This is a genomic window from Delftia sp. PX-1 (assembly GCF_055797465.1).
This window is the reverse complement of record NZ_CP184763.1, coordinates 4808957-4832249: the sequence shown is the minus strand read 5'-3', so window position 1 is coordinate 4832249 and position 23293 is coordinate 4808957. Positions and strand designations below refer to the sequence as shown.

The following is a 23293-nucleotide window of genomic DNA, read 5'->3' as shown; positions in this document are numbered from 1 at the left end:
TGACATGCTGAGTGGACAAAGTGCAATCGCGGCAGCAGGCCAGGCTCCGGCCAGCCTGGTCGAGCATCTGAGGGGGCTGGCGCAGCAGCGGCCCGACGACATCTGGCTCACCGTGGCCACCGTGCAGGACGGCCGCGTGGTCGAGCGCAGCCACAGCTATGGCGACTTCGACCGCCGCGTGCGCGCGCTGGCCGCCCGGCTGCAGCAGATGTGCCCCGTGGGCGCGCGCGCCCTGGTGATGATGGACAACGACGAGCACTACGCCGCCAGCATGCTGGCCTGCTTCTACGCGGGCGTGATCGCCGTGCCGGTGCCGCCGCTGGAATCGCTGCGCGTGCAGCACCTGGAGCGGCTGCTGGGCATCGTGGGCGACGCGGATGCGGCCTGCGTGATCAGCACGGCCGAAGTGATGCAGGCCCTGCCCGGCGCCGATGCGCGCTTTGCCGGCATTGCCGCCGTGGCCGCCGACCAGGTGGACCTGGCCGATGCCGACGCCTGGCGGCCCCATGCGCCGGCTGCCGACGACATCGCCTTTCTGCAATACACCTCGGGCTCCACCTCGGCGCCCAAGGGCGTGATGGTCAGCCACGGCAACCTCATCGCCAACGAGGCCGCCATCCAGCAGCGCATGGACATCGGCGCGGGCGACCGCTTCATGTCCTGGGCACCGCTGTACCACGACATGGGCCTGATCGGCGGACTGCTGCAGCCGCTGTACAGCGGGCTGCCGCTGGTGCTGACCTCGCCGCGCCTCTTTCTGGAAAGCCCCGTGCGCTGGCTGGAGCTGATCTCGCGCCACCGCGCCACCATCAGCGGCGGCCCCGACTTCGCCTACCGCATGTGCCTGGAGCGCATCAAGCCGTCGCAGCTGGCGCAGCTGGACCTGTCGAGCTGGCGGCTGGCCTATACCGGTGCCGAGCCCGTGCGTGCCGACACCGTCACGGCCTTCGCGCAGCGCTTTGCCGCCTGCGGCCTGCGGCCCGACGCGGCCTATGCCTGCTACGGCCTGGCCGAAGCCACCCTGTTCATCACCGGCGGCAGTTGCGGCGCAGGCGCCACGATCACGTCCTTCGATACCGAGGCCCTGGGCCAGGGCCGGGCCGAGGAAAGCCCCGGCGCCTCGCAGACCACCGCGCTGGTGGGCTGCGGCCCCGCCGTTCCCGGCCATGCCGTGGCCATCGTCGATCCGCACAGCCTGCAGGTGCTGGAGCCCGGCCGCGTGGGCGAGATCTGGGCGCACGGACCCAGCATCAGCCAGGGCTACTGGGGCAAGCCGCAGCAAACGCAGCAGGCCTTTGTCGAGCATGCAGGCCGGCGCTGGCTGCGCACGGGCGACCTGGGCTTCGTGCATGCTGGGCAGGTCCATGTGGCGGGCCGCATCAAGGACCTGATCATCGTGCGCGGGCACAACCTCTACCCGCAGGACATCGAGCGCGTGGTCGAGGCCGAGGTCGAAGCCGTGCGCAAGGGACGCGTGGCCGCGTTTGCGGTGGACATCGATGGCCGGGAAGGCATAGGCATTGCTGCCGAAGTCTCGTTCGGCATGCAAAAACTGGTGCCGGCCCAGGCCCTGGTCGATGCACTGAGCACCGCCGTGGGCGCGCAGTGCGGCGAGGCGCCCACGGTGATCGTGCTGCTCAACCCCGGCGCCTTGCCCCGCACCTCCAGCGGCAAGCTGCAGCGCACAGCCTGCCGCCAGGGCTGGTCCGCGCGCACGCTGGATGCCTGGGCCGTGTTCGAGTCGGGCCGCTTCGCGGGCGGCGGCAGCCAGGCACCGCAGGAGGCGGGCGCGGCAGATCCCACCACAGGCACGCTGGCCGGCCTGTGGCGCGAGGTGCTCGGTGGCGATGCCCAGCACGGGCCGGCCGGCGAGGCCAACTTCTTCGCGCAAGGCGGCAACTCCCTGGCCGCCGTGCGGCTGGCCGCGCGCATCTGCCGGCAATGGTCCCTGGCGTATCCGGCCGGGCGGGTCTTCGAGCACCCGCGGCTGCGCGACCAGGCGCAGGACATCGACCGGCTGTGCCAACAGCGCCAGCCGGGCACGGCGCTGCAGCGCATTGCCCCGCTGGCCGAGGCCCGTCGCGCCATGCCCCTGCCGCTGACGCCGGCCCAGCAGCGCCAATGGTTTCTCTGGAAGATGGATACGCGCAGCACGGCCTACCACGTGCAGGGCGCCCTGCGCATCACCGGGCCGCTGGATGCAGGCGCCCTGCGTGCGGCCGTGCAGGGCCTGGCCGAAAGGCACGGTTCGCTGCGCACGGTATTCAACGCCCGGCCCGATGGGGAGGTCGAGCAGCGCCTGGACCCCCAGGGCAGGCTGGAGCTGCAGTGGCTGGATGCCGCGCAGGGCAAGCCCGCGCAGCGCGAGGAGCACGCCGCCCAATGGCTGCAGGCGCTGTGCGCCCAGCCCTTTGATCTGCAGCAGGGGCCGCTGGCCAGGGCTGCCCTGGTGCGGCTGCAGGCCCATGAGCACATCCTGGCGCTGGTGATGCACCACATCGTCTCCGACGGCGCCTCCATGCAGATCCTGCTGGACGATCTGGCGGCGCTGTATTCCGGCGCCCCGAACAGCGGCCCGGCGCTGCAGTACGTGGACTACGCCGTCTGGCAGCGGGAGCAGGGCCAGCCGGCCCAGCAAGGCCAGCAGGCCTCGCTGGCCTACTGGCTGGAACGGTTGCAGGTGCCCCCAGGCGAGGCCCAGCCTGTGCTGGCCCTGCCCACCGACCATCCGCGCCAGGCGCTGGCACGCTATCGGGCGGGACGGCACGGCTTCGAGCTGTCCGGCGCGACCTTGCAGGCGCTGCGCGCGCAGGCCCGCCAGCAGGCAGACACGCTCTTCACGCTGCTGCTGGCAGGATGGCAGGCGCTGCTGTACCGCTACACGGGGCAGGAGGACATCCGCGTCGGCGTGCCCGTGGCCAACCGCGCGCATGCCGACCTGCAGGGCGTGGTCGGCTTTTTCGTCAACACCCTGGTGCTGCGCAACCGCATCGACGGGCGCATGCGCCTGGCCGACGTGCTGCAGCAGGCCCGCGAGGCGGCGCAGGGCGCGCAGGCCCACCACGATCTGCCGTTCGAGCAACTGGTGGAGGCGCTGCAGCCGCAGCGCAGCCTGGCGCACAGCCCCTTGTTCCAGGTGCTGTTCAATCATCTGGTGGAGGACTGGCACGCGCTGCAGCAGGTGCCGGGCTGGACCGTGGCCGGCCAGCCGCTGGCTGCCGCAGATGCGCAGTTCGAGCTGACCGTGGAAGTCCGCGAGCGCTCCGATGGCAGCCTGGGCATCAGCCTGGTCTATGCCCGCGAGCTGTTCGAGCCGGGCAGCATGCAGCGCCTGGCCGCCCACTATGCGGCCATGCTGGAGGCCCTCGCCCGGCAGCCCCAATGTGCCGTGGACGAGGTGCCGCTGCTGGGTCCCGACGAACGCCAGCAACTGGCGGCCTGGAGCTGCAATGACCAGGTCCTGCACGGCGGCGACATCGTGCACCGCCGCTTCGAGCAGCAGGTGGCGCGCAGCCCCGATGCCCCGGCCCTGTGCCTGGGCGAGGCCACGCTGGGCTACGCCGAGCTCAATGCGCGCGCCAACCAACTGGCGCATCACCTGATCGCATCGGGCGTGCGGCCCGGCGTGCCGGTGGGCATTGCCATGGAGCGCTCCATCGAGATGGTCGTGGGGCTGCTGGCCATCATGAAAGCCGGCGCGGCCTATGTGCCCATCGACCCCGAGCACCCGGCCGACCGCATCGCCTACATGCTGGAGGACAGCGGCGTGTCCCTGGTGCTGGTGCAGCCGCAGGTGCGGGACCGCCTGCCGGCCATCTGCAGGGCCCGACTGGTCGATGTGCCGGGCCTGGCGTCCCGGCTGCAGGACATGCCGGCCCACAACCCGGCCGTTGCCCTGCATGGCGACAGCCTGGTCTATGTCATCTACACCTCGGGCTCCACGGGCCGGCCCAAGGGCGCGGCCAACCGCCACCGTTCGCTGTGCAACCGCCTGGCGTGGGGGCAGATGCACCAGCCGCTGGGCCCGGGCGACACGGTGCTGCAGAAAACGCCCTTCGGCTTCGACATCTCCTTCTGGGAGTTCTTCTGGCCGCTGACCACCGGCGCACGCCTGGCGCTGGCCGCCCCCGGCGACCACCGCGATCCCCGGCGCCTGGCCGAGCTGATAGCGCGCCACCAGGTCAACACCATCCACTTCGTGCCGTCCATGCTGCAGGCCTTCATGGCGCACCCGGCGGCCGCCACCTGCCAGGGGCTGCAGCGCATCATCTGCAGCGGCGAAGCCCTGTCCGCCGAATTGCAGGCGGCCGTGCTGCAGGCCTTCCCCGGCACCCGCCTGCTCAATCTCTACGGCCCCACGGAGGCGGCCATCGAGGTCACCTGGTGGGACTGCCGGGACGAGGGCGCGTTGTCCGTGCCCATAGGCCGCCCCGTGGCCGGGCTGCGTACCCATGTGCTGGATGCCGCGCTCAACGAGGTGCCGCGCGGCGTGGCCGGCGAGCTGTATCTGGGCGGTGTGGGCCTGGCGCGCGGCTACTGGCGGCGGCCGGGCCTGAGCGCCGAGCGCTTTGTCGCCGATCCCGCCAGCCGCACGGGCGAGCGCCTGTACCGCACGGGCGACCTGGTGCGCTGGCGCGGCGACGGCCAGATCGACTACCTGGGCCGCGTGGACCACCAGGTGAAGATCCGCGGCTTTCGCATCGAGCTGGCCGAGGTGGAGGCGCAACTGCTGGCCCACCCCGCCGTGCGCGAGGCTGTGGTGGTGGCCCGCCAGGCGGCCGACGGCGCGCGGCTGGCCGCCTTTGTCTCGGTGCAGCAGGGGCAGTGCCTGGACATGGCCGCGCTGCGCAGCGCGCTGGCCGCGGCCCTGCCCGACTACATGCTGCCCTCGTCCATCACCGTGCTGGATGCCTTGCCCCTGAACGCCAACGGCAAGGTGGACCGCAAGGCGCTGCCCGAGGCGCCCGCCCTGCCGTCCCTGGAGCGCCAGGCCTACGAGCCGCCCGAGGACGGTGTGGCCGCGACCATTGCCGCCCTCTGGGCCCAGGTGCTGGGCGTGGAGCGCATAGGCGCCAGCGACAACTTCTTCGACCTGGGCGGGCATTCGCTGCAGCTCATCCGCGTGCATGGCCTGCTGGAGTCGCGGCTGGGCCGGGAGCTGTCCCTGGTCGATCTCTTCAAGCACCCCACGGTGTCGGCCCTGGCGCGGCGCATCGAGCAGGGCGCAGATAGCGAGGGCGGGGGCGACGGTGACGGCGCCGCGCAGGCGGCCGCCGCCCGGGACGGCATGGACGCGGCCCAGCGCCGCCGCGAGGCGCTGCTGCAGCGCAAGCGCCACATCGAAAGGACCCTCTGATGTCTTCTGCCTCCGAAACCACCGGCCTGGAGATCGCCGTCATCGGCATGGCCGGGCGCTTTCCGGGCGCCGACGACATCGACCGCTTCTGGGCCAACATCCGTGACGGCGTCGAGTCCGTGAAGCGCTACAGCGACGATGAGCTGCGCGCCCTGGGCGTGCCCCAGGCCCTGCTGGACGATGCCGGCTACGTGAAGGCCGGCGTGCCGCTGGCCGGCATGGACCTCTTCGATGCCGACTTCTTCGGCTACACCCCGCGCGATGCCGAGCAACTGGACCCGCAGCACCGCCTTTTCCTGGAATGCGCGTGGCAGGCGATGGAGCATGCGGGCTACGAGGGCCGGCGCTACCCCGGCGCCATCGGCGTGTATGCGGGCACGGGCGCCAGCGTCTACCTGATGCGCCATCTGCTGCCCCGCCATGCGCCGGGCCCTGGCGCCCAGGTCGCCGACCTGCTGGGCCTGATGAGCGGCAACATGGCCGATGCCCTGGCCACGCGCGTGGCCTACAAGCTGGACCTGCGCGGCCCGGCCGTCACCGTGCAGACGGCCTGCTCGACCTCGCTGATGGCCGTGCACACCGCCTGCCAGGCGCTGCTGGGCCATGAATGCGCCATGGCGCTGGCCGGGGGCGTCTCGCTCAACCTGCTGCAAAACGGCGGCTACCGCTACCAGGCCGGCGCCATCTTCTCGCCGGACGGGCATTGCCGCGCCTTCGATGCCCAGGCCGCAGGCACGCTGCAGGGCAGCGGCGCGGGCATTGTGGTGCTCAAGCGCCTGGACGATGCGCTGCGCGACGGCGACACCATCCACGCCGTCATCCTGGCCAGCGCCGCCAACAACGATGGCGCAGACAAGGTGGGCTTCACGGCGCCCGGCGTCAACGGCCAGGCCGCCGTGGTGCGCGCGGCGCAGGCCCTGGCGGGCGTGCCGGCCGACACCATCGGCTATGTGGAAGCCCATGGCACGGGCACGGCGCTGGGCGACCCCATCGAGATCGCGGCGCTGACCCAGGCCTTTCGCGCCAGCACGCAGCGCAGGGGTTACTGCGCCATCGGCTCGGTGAAGACCAATATCGGCCATCTCGATGCGGCCGCCGGTGTCACGGGCCTGATCAAGACGGTGCTCTCGCTGCGGCATGCCACCTTGCCGCCCAGCCTGCATTTCGAGCGGACGCACCCGCAGATCGACTTCGAGCGCAGTCCCTTCCATGTCAACACCGTGGCCAGGCCCTGGCCCCAGGCGGCCACGCCGCGCCGCGCGGGCGTGAGCGCGTTTGGCATTGGCGGCACCAATGTCCATGTGGTGCTGCAGGAGGCTGCTGCCGCCCCTGCCACCTCTGCCGCCCCTTCCCTTACACAGGCGGATGCAGCCCGGGGCTGGCAGGTGCTGCCGCTGTCGGCACGCAGCCCCCGTGCGCTGGATGAAGCGGCGCGCCGCCTGGCCGCCCATCTGCAGCAGGCCGGCAGCGGCCTGTCGCTGGACGATGTGGCCCACACCCTGCAGCAGGGCCGCCGCGCCTTCGGCCATCGCCGTGCCGTGGTGGCAGACGGCATGGGCATGGCGGTGGAGGGCCTGCACCTCTCTGCTGCTGCTGCTGCTGCTGCTGCTGCTGCTGCGCCGCCAGGCCAGGCCACCGAGGTGCCGGCACAGCCGCCCGGCGTGGCCTTTCTTTTCCCGGGCGGGGGCGTGCAGCACGCCAACATGGGCCTGGACCTGTACCGCGACGGCGGTGTGTTCCGGCAGGAGGTGGACCGCTGCTGCGAGCTGCTGCAGGCCGAAACAGGCTGGGACCTGCGCCAGTGGCTGTTCCCCGCCCCGGGTGAAGAGGTGGAGGCCGACGCGGCGCTGTCCGCCATGGACAAGGCCCAGCCGGCACTGTTCGTGATCGGCTATGCGCTGGCCCGGATGTGGATGGCGCGCGGCGTGCAGCCCGTGTCCATGCTGGGCCACAGCCTGGGCGAGTATGTGGCGGCCTGCCTGGCCGGCGTGTTCGAGCTGCCGCATGCCCTGCGCATCGTCGCGGCGCGCGGCCGCCTGCTGCAGTCGCTGCCGCAGGGCGCCATGACCTCGGTGCCCCTGGCCGAGGCCGAGCTGCAATCCCTGCTGGATGCGGGCTGCGACCTGGGTGCCGTCAACGGCGAACGCCTGTGCGTGCTGTCCGGCCCGCTGGCCGCCATCGAGGCGGCCGAAGGGGCGCTGCGCGCGCGCGACATCACCGCCCGCCGGCTGCACATTGCCGTGGCCTCGCACTCGACCATGACCGAGCCCCTGCTGGCGCAGCTGGAGCAGGTGGTGGCCAGCGTGCCCCGGCATGCGCCGCGCCTGGCCTTCATCTCCAGCGTGACCGGCAAGCCCATCACGGCCGAGCAGGCCATGAACCCCGCCTACTGGGCCGGCCACCTGCGCCATACCGTGCGCTTTGCGGACGGGCTGGACGAGCTGCTGAGCGTGCCGGGCCGCGTGCTGCTGGAGGTGGGCCCCGGCCAGGCCCTTGCCGCCCTGGCTCGCCAGCACCCGCGCGCCGCCACGGCGGCCGGCATCTGGCCCAGCCAGGCCCATCCCCAGCAGACCGCACGCAGCGCGCAGCTGCTGGCGCAGGCCGTTGCCGGACTGTGGTGCGCGGGCGTGGACATCGACTGGACTGCCTGCCGGGGCGGGCGGCCAGGCCGGCGCGTGCCGTTGCCGACCTATGCCTTCCAGCGCCGCTCCTTCTGGGTGCAGGCTGCGGGGCAGGGTGGCGATGCACCGAAAGCGGCAGGCACGGCAGGCCCCTCGGCGACCGCGGGTCCGTTCTACGCCGCCGCCTGGCAGCGCAGTCCCTTGCGGTGGGAGGCAGGCACCGCCGCAGCCGCAGCCCAGGTGGCCCTGGTGTTTGGCGACGGCAGTGCCACGGCCGAGGCCCTGGTGCACGCATTGCGCGCGCAGGGCGCCGATGTGGTCTGCGTGGAAGCGGGCGCTGCCCCCGCCTGCCTGGCCCCGTGCCGGCATGCCGTGCGCCCCGGCGAGCGCCGCGATTGCGAGGACTTGCTCGATGCGGTGCAGGCGCAGTTCGGCCCCGTGGGCGCCGTCTACCACCTGTGGGCCATGGACGCGGCCGCCCCTGCGCCGCTGGAGCGCGGCTTTCACAGCGTGCTGGCCCTGGCGCAGGCGCTGGAGGCCCGTGCGCACGGAGCTGGAGGCCCGCGCACACGGCGGCTGCTGCTGGTGGCCGCAGGCGGTTCGGAAGATGTGACCGGAGCGGAAGCGCTGAACCCCGAGATGGCCGCCGTCTTTCCGCTGTGCAAGGCGATAGGGCAGGAATGCCCGTCCATCGACTGCCGTTTCGTCGATGTGGTGCAGGCGGGTTCGCCCGCAATGCAGGCCCGGCTGGCGCGCCAGCTGCTGGACGAAGCCTGCGCGCCGCATGGGATGCGCGCGGCCGACACGGCCATCGCCCTGCGCGGTGCCCACCGCTGGCGCAAGACCTACGAGCCCCTGCAATGGCAGGACGCCGCGGCGCCGCGCCTGCGCAGGCAGGGCGTGTACCTGATCACGGGCGGCCTGGGCGGCGTGGGCCTGGCGCTGGCCCGGCATCTGGCCGCGCACTGGCAGGCCCGCCTGGTGCTGCTGGGCCGCACGGCGCTGCCAGCACGCAGCCAATGGGAGGCGCTGGCCGCCGATGACGGGCAGCCGAGCACCCTGCGCCAGCAACTGCTGCAGCTGCTGGCCCTGGAGGCCGAGGGCGCCCAGGTGCTGACCCTGGCCGCCGATGTGGCCGACGCCGCGCAGATGCAGGCGGCGCTGGCGCAGGCGCACCAGCGCTTTGGCACGCTGCATGGCGTGGTCCATGCCGCAGGCCATGCCAACAGCGGCATGCTGTCCACCCGCACGCGGGACAGCGTGGAGCGCACGTTCGCCCCCAAGCTGCGCGGCACCCGGCTGCTGCTGGACCTGCTGGGCACGCTGGGCACGCAGGACGTGCAGGACGTGCAGGACGTGCAGGCGCCGGACTTCGTGCTGCTGTGCTCGTCCATCTCCAGCCTCACCGCAGGCCTGGGCAAGAGCGACTACGCCGCCGCCAATGCCTGCATGGATGCATTGGCGGCACTGGCCAGCCGCCAGCGCGCCTGGCCCGTCATCTCCGTGGACTGGGACGCCTGGCGTGACCTGGGCATGGCCGCCGGCATGCGCATTCCCGAGGGCATAGGCTGGAGCGGCGCAGAAGCGGCAGCGGTGTTCGAGCGCATCGTCAACGGCGATGTGCCGCACCAGGTGGTCATCTCCACCACCGACCTGCAGCAGCGCCTGGGCGAGATCGATGCCGGGCTGGTGGATGCGCTGGCAGAACCTGCTGCCGAAGCCTTCGCCGAACCTGCCAACGGATCGCAGGCCTGTGACGGCCATCCGCGCCCGGCGCTGCAGACCGCCTACGTTGCGGCCGAAGGCGAACTGCAGCAGGCCCTGGCCGCGCTGTGGACCGACATGCTGGGCATTGCCCCGGTGGGCGTGGACGACAACCTGTTCGAGCTGGGCGGCGACTCGCTGCTGGCCCTGCAGATCCTGGGCCGCGTGAAAAAGCGCTTTGGTGTCGAGCTGCACCCTGCGGCCTTCTTCAAGGCCCCCACCGTCGGCGAGCTGGCCGTGCTGGTGGAGACCCGGCTGATCGAGGAGATCGAGGCCACCGTTACCGATGAAGGCGATGCCCTTGCCGCCTTCGCATCTGCGTGAGAAGACCACCATGTCCCTGAACGATCTCGATTCCCGCAAGTCCCGCCTGTCCGATGCGCAGCGCGCCGCACTGGCCCTGAGGCTCCGGGGTGCATCCGGCGCACCCGCTGCATCTGGCGCAGGTGGCGCAGGTGGCCTGCCGGACGGCGACGCCCGCAACACGGCCCACACCATCACCCGCTGCGACCGCACGCTGGCCATTGCCCTGTCCCCCGCGCAGCGCAGCCTCTGGCTCACCTGGCGGCTGGAGCCCGCCAGCCCCGCCTACAACATGGTGGGATCGCTGTCGCTCAAGGGGCCGCTGGATGCGTGGGCGCTGGAGCAGGCGCTGCAGGCCCTGGCCGAGCGCCACGAGATCCTGCGCACCTGCTATCCGGCCGGCGAGGACGGCGAGCCCCGGCAGTCCATCCAGCCCGCCGCGCCCGTGCCCCTGCGCCATGTCGATCTGGGCGCATGGACGGACGGCGATCCGCAGGCCGAGGCGCAGCGCCAGGTGCTGCTGCTGGCCCGCCAGCCCTTTGCGCTGGACACGGAAACGCCATTGCGCGCCGTCCTGTGCCGGCTGGGCGCGCAGGAGCATGTGCTGGGCCTGTCGCTGCACCACATTGCGGGCGATGGCTGGTCCAACGGCATCGTGATCCAGGAGCTGTTCCACCTGTACGAGGCCCTGCGCACGCAGCAGCCATCGCGCCTGCCGGCCATGGCCCTGCAGTTCGCCGACTATGCCGTCTGGCAGCGCCGCTGGTTCGATGCCGGTGAGCGCGAGCGGCAGCTGGACTACTGGCGTGCCCGGCTGGGCACCGAGCACGAGGCCCTGGCCCTGCCGATGAAGCAGGCCAGGGCGGCCGTGCAGGAAGCACAGGAGCAGCGCCTGGAGTTCACGCTGCCCGCCGCGCTGGCCACCCGCGTGCGCGCCCTGGGCCGCGCGCATGGCGCCTCGCTGTTCATGGTGATGCTGGCCCTGCTCAAGCTGGTGCTGTACCGCTTCAGCGGCACGCGCGAGCTGCGCGTGGGCACGCCCGTGGCCAACCGCCAGAAGGCCGAGACGCATGGGCTGATCGGCTACTTCCTGAACCTGCTGGTGCTGCGCACGCACATCGATCCCGCGCAGGACTTCGGCGCGCTGCTGGCGCAGGTGCGCGAGGCGGTGCTGGGCGCGCAGGCCCACCAGGACCTGCCGTTCCACCTGCTGGTCGAGGCGCTGCAGCCGGCCCGCCAGCCGGGCGTTCACCCGCTGTTCCAGGTCAAGTGCACCCAGCAGGAAGATGCCTCGGCCGCGCGCCACATCGCCGGCCTGGAGATCGCCATGCAGGCCGTCTCCAGCGGCCAGGCGCATTTCGACCTGAGCCTGGACTTCACCGACCGGCAGGACGGCATCGACTGCGTGCTGATCTACGCCGATGAACTGTTCGACGAGGCCGTGGTGCGCGACATGGCCGCCGCGTTCCAGGACCTTGCGCGGCAGGTCAGCGCCGCAATCAGCGACAGGCAGCCCAGGCTGGGCGAACTGTCACTGCCAGGCCGCGTGTCGGAGTCTGCAGGCCCGGTGCAGGCCTTTGGCGCCGACAGCGTGCTGCAGCTGTGGTCGCGCGCCGTGCAGGCCCAGCCCGATGGCACGGCGGTCAGGGACGCAGGCTCTGTCCTGGACTACGCTCAGCTGGACCGGCAGTCCGACCAGCTGGCCCGGGCCCTGTTGGCGCGCGGCGTGGGGGCCGATGTGCGCGTGGCCCTGCATGCCGAGCGCAGCTGCGCCTTTGTGCTGGGCCTGCTCGCCGTGCTCAAGGCCGGTGGCACCTGTGTGCCCCTGGACCCCGGCCTGCCGGCGCAGCGGCTGGCCTGGCAGCTGCGCGACAGCGGCGCGGTGCTGATGCTCTGCCAGCAGGCGCCCGCCTGGGACGCGGGCGTTCCCCTGCTGAGCCTGGACCCGAATGCCTGCCAGGAGCCGTGCATTGCGGGGCAGGCGCCGCCGGCCGCGCCGCCGCATTCCGCACAGGGCGCCTATGTGATCTACACCTCGGGCTCGACCGGGCAGCCCAAGGGCGTGGTCGTCAGCCACGGGGCGCTGGCCCACTATGTGCAGGCCGTGCTGCAGCGGCTGGACCTGCCCGAGGCGGCGCGCAGCATGGCCATGGTCTCGACCGTGGCGGCGGACCTGGGGCACACCGTGCTGTTCGGCGCGCTGTGCTCGGGGCGCGCGCTGCATCTGATGGCGCCCGAACTGGCCTTCGACCCCGACGGCTTCGCGCGCTACATGGCAGAGCACCGGGTGGACGTGCTCAAGATCGTGCCCAGCCATCTGCAGGGGCTGCTGAATGCCGGCATGCCCGCTGACGTGCTGCCTGCCAGCCGCCTGGTGCTGGGCGGCGAGGCCACGCGCTGGCCGCTGATCGACCGCATCGCCGCGCTCAGGCCCGGCTGCCGCGTGCTCAACCATTACGGCCCCACCGAAACCACGGTGGGCATCCTCACCCAGGAGGCGGGCGAGGCGCTGCGCGGCGGCGAAAGCCTGCCCGTGGGCAGGCCGCTGGCCAATAGCCGCGCCCTGGTGCTGGATGCCGACCTGCAGCCCGTGCCTCGGGGCGCCAGCGGCGAGCTGTACCTGGGCGGGCCGGGCCTGGCGCGCGGCTACCAGGCCCGGCCCGGGCAGACGGCAGAGCGCTTCGTGGCCAGCCCGTTCCAGCCGGGCGAGCGCCTGTACCGCACGGGCGACCGCGTGACCATGCTGGCCGATGGCAGCCTGCAGTTCCTGGGCCGCATGGACGACCAGGTGAAGGTGCGCGGCTACCGCGTGGAACTGCGCGAGGTGGCGCTGGCGCTGCAGGCCGTGCCCGGCGTGGCCCAGGCCGAAGTCGTGGCGCGGCTGGATGGGAATGGGAATGGGGATGGGGATGGGGGCGGCGACGGGCGCATGCAGCTGCATGCCTATGCCGTGCCCCAGGCGGGCGTTCCCGCCGACAGGCCGGGGTGGGCCGCCGCGCTGGCGCAGGCGCTGCCCGAGTACATGGTGCCCGCCAGCATCACCGTGCTGGAGGGCATGCCCCTGACGGCCAACGGCAAGATCGACCGCAAGGCCCTGCCCGTGCCGGAGCAGGCGGCCGCCGATCTTTTCGAGGCGCCCCAAGGCGAGGCCGAGCAGGCACTGGCCGCCGTCTGGGCCGACCTCTTCGGCCTGGAGCGCGTGGGCCGGCATGACGACTTCTTCGCGCTGGGCGGGGACTCCATCCTCGCGCTCAAGCTGGTGGCGCGCGCCCGCAGGCGCGGCGTCAAGCTCACGCCCAAGCAGCTGTTCACGGGCAAGACGCCGGCGGGTGTGGCACGGCTGGTGGAGGGGCCGGTCGCCGGCGCCGAGCAGACCGAAGGCGCGGCGCCCCTGCCCAGGGCCGACCGCAGTGGCCCGCTGCCGCTGTCCTTTGCGCAATTGCGCCAGTGGTTCCTGTGGCAGCTGGAGCCGGCCGGTACGGCCTATCACATCAGCGGCGCGCTGCGTCTGCTGGGCACGCTCGATGTGCTGGCGCTGCAGCAAAGCTTCGACGCGCTGGTGGCGCGCCACGAGTCGCTGCGCACGGTGTTCCGCATGGGCGGGGACGGGCAGGTGGTGCAGGTGATCGCCGCACAGGGCGGTGTGCGGGTCGAGCAAACGGATCTGTCCGAACTCCCCGCTGCGCAGCGCCAGGAACAACTGGAACAGGCGGCGGCCGCCGTGCACCGCCAGCCCTTCGACCTGCAGGCCGGGCCGCTGCTGCGCGTGGGCCTGATCCGGGAGTCGGCCGAGGTGCATCTGCTGGTCGTGGCCATGCACCACATCGTCTCCGACGGCTGGTCCATGCAGATCATCGTGGATGAATTCGTGCAGCAGTACCGCGCACGGTGCCAGGGACAGGTGCCGCAGGCCGCACCCCTGCCGCTGCAGTACGCCGACTACGCGGCCTGGCAGCGCCAGTGGCTGGAGGCCGGCGAGCGGCAGCGGCAACTGGCCTACTGGCGCACCCAGCTGGGCGACACGCACCCCGTGCTGCAACTGCCCACCGACCACCCGCGCCGGCCCGGCGCGGACCATGTGGCCGCCAGCCATGGCCTGCAGCTGCCGGCCGATCTGGTCGGCAGCCTGCGCCGCCGCGCCCAGGCGCAGGACGCAACGCTGTTCGTGCTGCTGCTGGCCGGCCTGCAGGCCGTGCTGCACCGCTACACGGGCCAGGAAGACATTCGCGTGGGCGTGCCCATTGCCAACCGCCACCGGGTGGAAACGCAGGGCACGGTGGGCTTTTTCGTGAACACCCAGGTTCTGCGCGCCACGCTGGACGGGCGCATGGGCCTGGCGCAACTGCTGGACCAGGCCCGGCAGGCCGCCCAGGGCGCGCAGGCCCACCAGGACCTGCCCTTCGAGCAACTGGTCGAGGCGCTGCAGCCTGAACGCAACGCCGGCACCCAGCCGCTGTTCCAGGTGCTGTTCAACCACCAGCGCCAGGACCGCAGCGCGCTGCAGCAACTGCCTGGGCTGGAGCTGCAGGAATATGCGCTGCAGGGCCGGGGCGCCCAGTTCGAGCTGACCGTGGACACCACCGACGATGCGCAGGGCCGCCTGCACCTGCGCCTGACCTATGCCCGCGAATTGTTCGAGGCTTCCACCATCGGCGCGCTGGCCGGCCACTATGTGGCCATGCTGCAGGCGCTGGCCGATGATCCGGCCCGCAAGGTGGGCGAGGTCGCCTTGCTGGGCGCGGCCGAACTGCACAGGCAGCAGGCATGGGGCCGCGCCGCCGGCCTGCCTGCCGGTCGGCCGGCCGCAGCGCAGACGCTGCACGGCCGCTTCGCCAGCCAGGCATTGGCGCGGGCCGGGGCGCAGGCGCTGTCCTTCGAGCACCACGTTCTCGGCTACGCCGAACTCGACGCCCAGGCCAACCGCCTGGCCCACTGTCTGATCGCCCTGGGCGTGCGCCCGGAGACCCGCGTGGGCATTGCCATGCAGCGCTCGGTGGAGATGGTGGTCGGCCTGCTGGCCATCCTCAAGGCCGGTGGCGCCTATGTGCCGCTGGACCCGGACTACCCTGCCGACCGGCTGGCGCACATGGTGGCCGACAGCGGGATCTCTCTGGTGCTGACGCAGGCTGTGGTGCGCAAGCGCATTCCCGGCGCTGCTGCGCTGCAGGTGCTGGAGATCGACCTACTGGACCTGTCGGGCGAACCCGATACCGATCCGCAGGTCGATGTGAGCCCGGACAGCCTGGCCTATGTGATCTACACCTCGGGCTCCACGGGCCGTCCCAAGGGCGCGCAACTGAGCCACCGCAACGTGGCACGGCTGCTGGATGCCACCGATGCCTGGTTCGGCTTCGGGCCTGACGATGTCTGGACCCTGTTCCATTCCTATGCCTTCGACTTCTCGGTCTGGGAGATCTTTGGCGCGCTGTGCACGGGGGGCAGGCTGGTGGTGGTGCCGTACTGGATCAGCCGTTCGCCCCAGGACTTCCTGGCCTTGCTGCGTGCGGAGCGCGTAACGGTTCTCAATCAAACACCTTCGGCCTTCGGGCAACTGGTGCATGCCGTGGAGCAGGATGAAGAAGGCAGTGCTGGCCTGGCGCTGCGCCATGTGGTCTTTGGCGGCGAGGCGCTGGAGCCCGAGAGCCTGCGGCCCTGGTTCGACCGCTTCGGTGACCAGGGCCCCCAACTCATCAACATGTACGGCATCACCGAGACCACGGTGCATGTGACGTACCGGGAGATCACGCAGAAGGATCTGGAGGGCGGACGCAGCCCGGTGGGCGTGGCGATTCCGGACCTGGGCCTGTATGTGCTCGATGGCAGCCTGAACCTGCTGCCGCAGGGCGTGGCCGGGGAGCTGTACGTGGCGGGCGAGGGCTTGGCACGCGGCTATCTCAACAGGCAAGGGCTGACGGCAGAGCGCTTCATTGCCAACCCGTTCAGCGAGACGGGCGAGCGCCTGTACTGCACGGGCGACCTGGTGCGCTGGAGTGCCCAGGGCGAACTTGAATACCTGGGCCGTGCCGACCAGCAGGTCAAGATCCGGGGCTTCCGCATCGAGCTGGGCGAGGTGCAGTCGCAACTGCTGGCCCAGCCTGAAGTGCGTGAGGCCGTGGTGTTGGCCAGGGAGGGTGCAGGCGGGGCGCGATTGGTGGCCTATGTCTCGCTGAATTCGCCAGCCGAAGACGGTTTGCTCAAGGACCGGCTGGGCCATGCGCTGCCCGACTACATGGTGCCCTCGGCCATCGTCGTGCTTGACGCCCTGCCTTTGACGGCCAACGGCAAGGTGGACCGCAAGGCGCTGCCCGAGCCGGAGATGGTCAGCGCCCAGCAATACGAGGCACCGCAGGGAGAGCTGGAGGAAACACTGGCGAAGATCTGGGCCGAGGTGCTGGGCGTGGAGCGCGTGGGCCGGCAGGACGGCTTCTTCGAGCTGGGCGGGCATTCGCTGCTCGCCCTGGGCCTGCTGGAGCGCGTGCGCGCCCAGGGCCTGCGCGTGCAGGTGCGCACGCTGTTCCAGCACCCGAGGCTGGCGGAGTTTGCGCAGGCGGTGCTGGAGGAACAGCAGGAGCAGCAGGGTGAGCAGGTGGCCGGCGAGATCGATGTGCCACCCAACGGCATCCCCGAAGGCTGCACGGCGATCACGCCGGACATGCTGACCCTGGTGGCGCTGGATGACGATGAGATTGCACGCATCGCCGCTGCGGTGCCCGGTGGGGCGGCCAACATCCAGGACATATACCCGTTGGCGCCGTTGCAGGAGGGAATTTTGTTCCACCACCTGCTGCAGTCCGGGGGCGATGTGTTCGTCTCGCCCAACCTGCTGAGCTTCGGGGCGCGCGAGCAGCTGCAATCCTTCGTGCACAGCCTCAACCAGGTGATTGCGCGCCATGACATCCTGCGCACGGCCGTGCTCTGGGAGGGGCTGTCCGAGCCCGTGCAGGTGGTGCTGCGCCAGGCACCGCTGCAGCTGCAGTGGCCTGATGCGGATGAGGCACATGAGGCACTGGTGCCGCAGATGCTGGAGCAACTGCGCAGCCACGACCTGCGCCTGGACGTGCGGCAGGCGCCGATGATAGGGGCGCGGGCCGCACACGATGCCGGGCAAGGCCGCTGGCTGCTGCAACTGCTGAGTCACCACCTGGTGATGGACCGCATCACGCTGGACCTGCTGCTGCAGGAAGTGCTGCGGCTTCAGCAGGGCCGTGCAGCCGAGCTGCCGGTGCCCGTGCCCTTCCGGCGCTTTGTGGCGCAGGCGCGCCAGGGCGTGGCGGCCGAGGCGCACGAGCGATTCTTCCGCCGCATGCTGGCCGATGTGCAGGAGCCCACGGCCGCCTTCGGCCTGCTGGACGTGCAAGGCGATGGCCGGGGCATGGAGGAGGCCCGCCTGCGGTTGGACGCCCCACTGGCCCAGGGCATGCGCCGCCAGGCGCGTGCGCACGGCGTCAGCCCCGCCGCGCTCTGCCACCTGGCCTGGGCGCTGGTGCTGGCCCGCACCAGCGGCAGGCAGGAGCCGGTCTTCGGCACCGTGCTGATGGGCCGCATGGACGGCGGCGCCGGTGCGAACCAGGCGCTGGGCATGTTCATCAACACCTTGCCGCTGCGCCTGCCGCTGGGCGAAGGCAGCGTGCTCCAGGGCCTGCGCAGCACGGCGGCGGCGCTTGCGGCGCTGCTGCAGCACGAGCATGCCAGCCTGTCGCTGGCCCAGCGCTGCAGCGGCCTGCCTGCGGGAACGCCGCTGTTCAGCGCATTGCTGAACTACCGGCATGGCGCGGCAGAGGGCGCTGCGCAAGAGCTGGCCCGGGCCGGCGTGCAGGTGCTGGGTCGCCCCGAGCGCAGCAACTATCCCGTGGGCATGGCTGTGGATGACGACGGCCAGGGCTTTGTGCTCGTCGCCCAGGTGGTGCGCAGCGTAGGGGCCGGGCGCGTCTGCGCCTACATGCAGCAGGCCCTGCAGGCGCTGGTGCAGGCGCTGCAGCAGCAGCCCGGCCGCGACCTGCGCACGCTGGACGTGGTGCCCCCGGCCGAGCGCCAGACGCTGCTGGCGCAGGCCGGCAACCCCCGCTCCTGGCCGCAGGCCTTGCCGGTGCACCGCATGTTCGAGACGCAGGCAAGGCAGCGGCCCCAGGCCCCGGCCCTGGCTGCGGACGGACAGGTGTTCAGCTACGGCGATCTGGACCGGCGGGCCAGCCGCCTGGCGCAGGCCTTGAGCGCCCAGGGGCTGCGGCCTGGGCAGCGCGTGGGCCTGGTGGCCGAGCGCGGGGCCGCCATGGTGGCCGGCCTGCTGGCCATCCTCAAGGCGGGCGCTGCCTACGTGCCCGTCGATCCAGCCCTGCCCGATGAGCGCATGCGGTACATGCTGCAGGACAGCGGAGCCTGCCTGGCGCTGGCCTCGGGCTTGGCGCCGGGCCGGCTGGCCTTGCTCGCCGCCAGCGTGCCGAAGGTGCTGGAACTGGAGGCGCTGGAGGTACTGGAGGTGCTGGAGGCAGTGGAGGCAAGGGAGCCAGGGCCGCAGGCAGGCACGGAACGCGCGCCCCGCGTCGAGGTGCATGGCGACCAGGCCGCCTATGTGATCTACACCTCGGGCTCCACCGGCCGGCCCAAGGGCGTGGTGGTGCGGCATGCGGCCTTCTCCAACTTCCTGCAGTCCATGGCGGCACAGCCGGGCCTGCAGGCGCAGGACGTGGTGCTGGCCACGACCTCCGTGTCCTTCGACATTGCGGGCCTGGAGATCTTCCTGCCCCTGGCCGTGGGCGCGCAGCTGGTGGTGGCCGGGCGCGAGCAGGTGCGCGACGCGGCCGCGCTGGCGGCGCTGCTGGAGCGCAGCCGCGCCAGCGTGATGCAGGCCACGCCCTCGGGCTGGCGCCTGCTGCTGGCCGGTGGCTGGAAGGCGGCACGGCCCCTGAAGGCGCTGTGCGGCGGCGAGGCGCTTGCGCCGGACCTGATCGCCCTGCTGCGCGCGGCGGGCGTGGACCTCTGGAACCTCTACGGCCCGACCGAGACCACGATCTGGTCCAGCCTGCAGCAGGTGCAGGGCGATGCCGCCACGCTGGGCCAGGCCATCGCGGCCACCCGGCTGCTGGTGCTTGACGAAGGACTGCGCTGCGTGCCGCAAGGCGTGGTCGGGGAGCTGTTCATTGGCGGCCAGGGCCTGGCGCGCGGCTACTGGCAGCGGCCGGGCCTGAGCGCAGAGCGTTTTGTGGCCGATCCTTTCGCGGGACCGGGCGCGGCTGGCGAACGCCTGTACCGCACGGGCGACCTGGTGCGCCGCAATGCCGATGGCGCGCTGGAATACCTGGGCCGGCTGGACCACCAGGTCAAGATCCGCGGCCACCGCATCGAGCTGGGCGAGGTGGAGGCCGCGCTGCTGGCCCAGCCCGAGGTGCGCGAGGCCGTGGTCACGGCAGCGGGGTCCGGCGGTGATACGCGCCTTGTGGCGCATGTATCTCTACATGCATCGCTGCATGCGTCGCTATATGCACCGCTGCATGCATCACTGCATGCAGGCCCTCCCCTGGACGCTGCGGCACTGCGCGCAAGACTGGCCAGCGGCCTGCCCGACTACATGCTGCCGTCCGCCATCGTGGTGCTGGACACGCTGCCGCTGAACAACAGCGGCAAGGTGGACCGTGCCGCGCTGCCTGCGGCGCAGGCGCCGGCCGGGCAGTCCTACGAGGCGCCTTCGGGGCAGGCCGAGGAAATGCTGGCCGGGCTCTGGTCCGAGCTGCTGGGCGGTGGCCGCGTGGACCGCCGCGACAGCTTCTTCGAGCGCGGCGGGCACTCGCTCAAGGTGGTGCAACTGCTGGCGCGGCTGCAGGGGGCAGGCGCTGCGGGGCTGACCGCCCAGGACATTTTCCGCACCCCGGTGCTGCAGGACATGGCGGGCCTGGTGCGCCTGCCGGCCCATGGCGGCGCGGATGCTGCGGGTGCTGCGGGTGCAACAGGCACGACAGGCGCGGATGCGCAGGCGCTCGATGCGCTGGATTCCTTTCTCGAAACTCTGGGAGATATCTGATGGACCGTGGCCGCCTGCGCCAAATCGCCGAGCGCTTTGCAAGCCTGAGCCCTGCCCAGCGCACGCTGGCATTGCAAAAGATCCGGGCCGAGGGACTGGATCTCTCGCATTTCCCCATCCCGGTGCGCGCACCATCGCCCGACCAGACCGAAGCCCTGTCCCATGCGCAGCTGCGCCAGTGGTTCCTGTGGAAGCTGGACCCGCAAAGCTCGGCCTACCACATCGCCCAGGCCTCGTGGATGCATGGCGAGCTGGATCTGGCGGCCTTGCGGCAGGCGTTCGGCGTGCTGCTGGAGCGCCACGGCGGACTGCGCACGGTGTTCGAGGAAAGCCCCGACGGCCTGGCGCGGCAGCGCATCGTGCCGCAGCTGGCCCTGGAGCTGCCGCTGATCGACCTCAGCTCCCTGCCCGCCGCACAGCGCCACGACCGGGCCCTGGCCGAAGCCTCGCGCCTGTGCCTCACGCCCTTTGACCTGACGCGCGGACCGCTGCTGCGCGTGGCCGCCGTCCGCCTGGACAGCCGCCAGCACCTGCTGGTGGTGGTGATGCACCACATCATCTCCGACGGCCGCTCCATGCAGATCCTGCTGGAGGAGTTCGCCGGCCTGTACGCGGCACTGGTGCAGCAGCGCCCGACCCGCCTGCCGCCGCTGCCCATTGCCTACTCCGACTACGCCGCCTGGCAGCGCGACTGGCTGGAGGCCGGGGAAAGGCAGCGCCTGCTGGACTACTGGCTGCCCGAGCTGGCCGGGGGGCAGGACCTGCATCTGGAGCTGCCCGCCGACCATGCCCGCGCGCCGGGCGCCGAGAACCGCTGGCATGCCGCCTGGCACCGGCTGGAGCTGCCCGCCAGCCTGGTGGCCGGACTGGAGCAGCGCGCCCGCGAGCAGGGCACCTCCCTCTTCGTGGCGCTGCTGGCCGGGTTCCAGGCCCTGCTGCACCGCTATACCGCCGAGACCGATATCCGCGTGGGCGTGCCCGTGGCCAACCGCAACCAGCCCGAGGCCGAGCCGCTGGTCGGCTTCTTCGTCAACACGCTGGTGATGCGTGGCCGGCTCGATCCCCGCATGCGCCTGCAGGAGCTGCTGGCCCAGCTGTCCGAGCGGGTCCGCCTGGGCCTGGCCCACCAGGACCTGCCCTATGAGCAACTGGTCGAGGCGCTGCAGCCGCGCCGCAGCCTGGACGGCAGCTCGCTGTTCCAGGTGATGCTGAACTACCAGCACGAAGAGGCCGCCGGCCTGGCGGGCCTGGAGATCCAGAAGCTGGAGCTGGACGGCCTGGCCGCCCAGTTCGAGCTGACCCTGCACGCCAGCCGCCGCGCCAACGGCAGCCTGCAGCTGGGCTTTGCCTATGCGCGCGAGCGCTTCGAGCCGGCCACGGTGCAGCGCATGGGCGCGCATCTGTCGCTGCTGCTGCAGGCGCTGGCGCATGCGCCGCAGTGCGCGCTGGACCAGGTGCAACTGCTGCCCGGCGATGAGCAGGCGCAGCTTCTGGACCGCAGTGCGCGCCGCAGTACCCGCAATGGACCTGCCCTCAACCCTGCGCAGCCCGCCTGCCTGCACCAGCGCTTTGCCACAAGCGCGCAGCAGCGGCCGGATGCGGTGGCGCTGACCTGCGAGTCCGCACGACTGACCTACGCCGAACTCGACGCCCAGGCCAACCGCCTGGCCCACTGTCTGATCGCCCTGGGCGTGCGGCCGGAGACACGCGTGGGCATTGCCATGCAGCGCTCGGTGGAGATGGTGGTGGGACTGCTGGCCATCCTCAAGGCCGGTGGCGCCTATGTGCCGCTGGACCCGGATTACCCTGCCGACCGGCTGGCGCACATGGTGGCCGACAGCGGGATCTCTCTGGTGCTGACGCAGGCTGCGCTGCGCGAGCGCATTCCCGGCGCTGCTGCGCTGCAGGTGCTGGAGATCGACATGCTGGACCTGTCGGGCGAACCCGATACCGATCCGCAGGTTGAAGTCTCGGCCGACAGCCTGGCCTATGTGATCTACACCTCGGGCTCCACGGGCCGCCCCAAGGGCGCGCAACTGAGCCACCGCAACGTGGCACGGCTGCTGGACGCCACCGATGCCTGGTTCGGCTTCGGGCCTGACGATGTCTGGACCCTGTTCCACTCCTACGCCTTCGACTTCTCGGTCTGGGAGATCTTTGGCGCCCTGTGCACGGGCGGCAGGCTGGTGGTGGTGCCTTACTGGGTCAGCCGTTCGCCCCAGGACTTCCTGGCTTTGCTGCGTGCGGAGCGCGTAACGGTTCTCAATCAAACACCTTCGGCCTTCGGGCAACTGGTGCATGCCGTGGAGCAGGATGAAGAAGGCAGTGCTGGCCTGGCGCTGCGCCAGGTGATCTTCGGCGGCGAGGCGCTGGAGCCCGAGAGCCTGCGGCCCTGGTTCGACCGCTTCGGTGACCAGAGCCCCCAACTCGTCAACATGTACGGCATCACCGAGACCACGGTGCATGTGACGTACCGGGAGATCACCCGGAAGGATCTGGAGGGCGGACGCAGCCCCGTGGGCGTGGCGATTCCGGACCTGGGCCTGTATGTGCTCGACGGCAGCCTGAACCTGCTGCCTCAGGGCGTGGCCGGAGAGCTGTACGTGGCAGGCGAGGGCTTGGCACGGGGCTATCTCAACAGGCAAGGACTGACGGCAGAGCGCTTCATTGCCAACCCGTTCAGCGAGACGGGCGAGCGCCTGTACCGCACGGGCGACCTGGTGCGCTGGAGTGCCCAGGGCGAACTCGAATACCTGGGCCGTGCCGACCAGCAGGTCAAGATCCGGGGCTTCCGCATCGAGCTGGGCGAGGTGCAGTCGCAGCTGCTGGCCCAGCCCGAGGTGCGCGAGGCGGTGGTGCTGGCCAAGGAGGGCGCAAGGCTGATCGCCTATGTCTCCCTGCGTGACGCGGTGGAGGAAAGCCAGCTCAAGCAGCGCCTGGGCCAGGCGCTGCCCGACTACATGGTGCCCTCGGCCATCGTCGTGCTCGATGCCCTGCCTTTGACGGCCAACGGCAAGGTGGACCGCAAGGCGCTGCCCGAGCCGGAGATGGCGAGTGCGCAGGAATACGAGGCACCGCAGGGCGAGTTGGAAGAAACGCTCGCGAAGATCTGGGCCGAGGTGCTGGGCGTGGAGCGCGTGGGCCGGCAGGACGGCTTCTTCGAGCTGGGCGGGCATTCGCTGCTCGCCCTGGGCCTGCTGGAGCGCGTGCGCGCCCAGGGCCTGCGCGTGCAGG

Annotated in this window: 4 protein-coding genes (1 of these 4 only partly in view); all 4 read left to right on the top strand. The window is 71.5% G+C overall.

Annotated elements, in window-relative coordinates:
* Positions 1-4: 4 nt before the first annotated feature.
* Tightly spaced (at most 10 nt apart), the 4 genes in view from ACN20X_RS22130 to ACN20X_RS22115 form a layout consistent with a single transcriptional unit that may run on beyond the window.
* On the top strand, positions 5-5356 hold the full coding sequence (locus tag ACN20X_RS22130) for an amino acid adenylation domain-containing protein (protein ID WP_473209929.1): 5352 nt from the start codon (positions 5-7) through the stop codon (positions 5354-5356).
* Positions 5356-10065: a type I polyketide synthase gene (locus tag ACN20X_RS22125; protein ID WP_473209928.1), complete on the top strand. Its 4710-nt coding sequence runs from the start codon at positions 5356-5358 to the stop codon at positions 10063-10065. Before ACN20X_RS22130 ends, ACN20X_RS22125 begins: the two co-directional genes overlap by 1 nt.
* A 10-nt stretch (positions 10066-10075) precedes the next feature.
* Complete coding sequence (locus ACN20X_RS22120; RefSeq protein WP_473209927.1) at positions 10076-20059, top strand: non-ribosomal peptide synthetase; 9984 nt, start codon at positions 10076-10078, stop codon at positions 20057-20059.
* Positions 20059-23293: the 5' end (the start) of a non-ribosomal peptide synthase/polyketide synthase gene (locus ACN20X_RS22115; protein WP_473209926.1), read on the top strand. Its footprint extends 15308 nt past the window's final position; only the first 3235 of its 18543 coding nucleotides appear in the window; its start codon is at positions 20059-20061; its stop codon lies beyond the right edge, outside the window. The genes ACN20X_RS22120 and ACN20X_RS22115 overlap by 1 nt, the downstream gene beginning before the upstream one ends.

Excerpts from the sequence above, each read along its gene's own strand:
- ACN20X_RS22125 (WP_473209928.1), top strand. The coding sequence starts at position 5,356 with ATGTCTTCTGCCTCCGAAACCACCGGCCTGGAGATCGCCGTCATCGGC.
- ACN20X_RS22130 (WP_473209929.1), top strand. The coding sequence starts at position 5 with ATGCTGAGTGGACAAAGTGCAATCGCGGCAGCAGGCCAGGCTCCGGCC.
- ACN20X_RS22120 (WP_473209927.1), top strand. The coding sequence starts at position 10,076 with ATGTCCCTGAACGATCTCGATTCCCGCAAGTCCCGCCTGTCCGATGCG.